This window comes from Brevundimonas sp., from assembly GCF_004210735.1.
In the GTDB taxonomy this organism is placed as follows: domain Bacteria; phylum Pseudomonadota; class Alphaproteobacteria; order Caulobacterales; family Caulobacteraceae; genus Brevundimonas.
Window position 1 is genome coordinate 1 of the sequence record NZ_SDZL01000149.1, and the last position, 1,129, is coordinate 1,129.

Sequence of the window (1,129 nt, forward strand, 5' to 3'; positions counted from 1 at the left end):
ATCATCCGCGCCGCCCGCGAGAATGCCGGCTACTCGCTCGAACAGGTCTCGCGCGACACCCGCGTCCACCTCAGCCACCTCCGCGCCATTGAAGAGATGACGCCGAACCTTCTTGGCGCCCCCGTCTACGCCAAGGGCTACATCAAATCCTACGCCCGCTTCCTCGGCATGGACGAGCAGAATACGCTCGACCGCTACCTCGCCGAGTGCGCGATCCTCAAGGATCCGGAAAAGCAGGACATCGCCCAGCCGGCTTCCTCCAAATCGCGCAAGCTGCCGGTCGCCGTGCCGATGCTCGGCATCCTGATCGTCGGCCTCGTCGGCGCCGCCGCTGTCTTCTTCCTCGCCAATGGCGACAAGCAGACCACCACCGCCAGCACCACCACCACGACTGCCAACCCCGCCGCCACCGCCGCTGTCGACACCGCCAACGCCGTCGGCCAGCGCCTGCGCATCGTCGCGCTGCGTCCCGGCTCCGTCGAAGTCCGCTCCGCCAAGGGCGACAAGTACGTCCACCGCGATTTCGTCGCCGGTGAAAGCTATCCCGTCCGCGTCGGCGCCGGCTGGACCATTTCCGTCAACGACGGCGCAGCCTTCGAATGGCGCCTGGGCGACGCTTCGCTCGGCCTCGTCCAGACTGAAGGCGGGCAGGTCTATTCGCAGAGCGTCGACCTTGCCGCGCAACGCGCCCCGCTCATCACCGAAATCCCGGTCGACCCGTCGATCGCCGCCGAAGCTGCGCCCACGCCCGCTCCGGGCGCCACGGGCACGCCGCCGGTTGCCGGCGCTGCCGCCGTTCCGGCCAAGCCGCGCCCGCCGCGTCCCGCCCAGGCGACCACGCCGCCGCGCGAGCTGCCGGCCGTCGCCAATCCCGCTCCGGCCCAGCCGCAGACCCCGGCCTCCGACCCGGCTCTCGCGGCCTATCCGGACCAGTAATCGCGGGCCTTTCGATGATTATTCAACGGCCGCGCGACCTTCCTCGTGCGGCCGTTGCCTTTACGGGGCCATGTTAAAGGGCCAAATGTCGGCAACGGCTGATCGGACGACCACGTGAGCCCAGTACTATGAGCCAAGACATCAATCACATCCGCCCCTGGCGCACGATCACGCGGCGCAAGTCGCGCCAGAT

1 protein-coding gene is annotated in these 1,129 nt (G+C 68.6%); it reads left to right on the top strand.

What is annotated here, in order from left to right:
- A partial coding sequence (locus tag EON91_RS14530; protein ID WP_292096133.1) for a helix-turn-helix transcriptional regulator occupies positions 1–936 on the top strand: 936 nt, incomplete at its 5' end.
- Positions 937–1,129 lie beyond the last annotated feature (193 nt).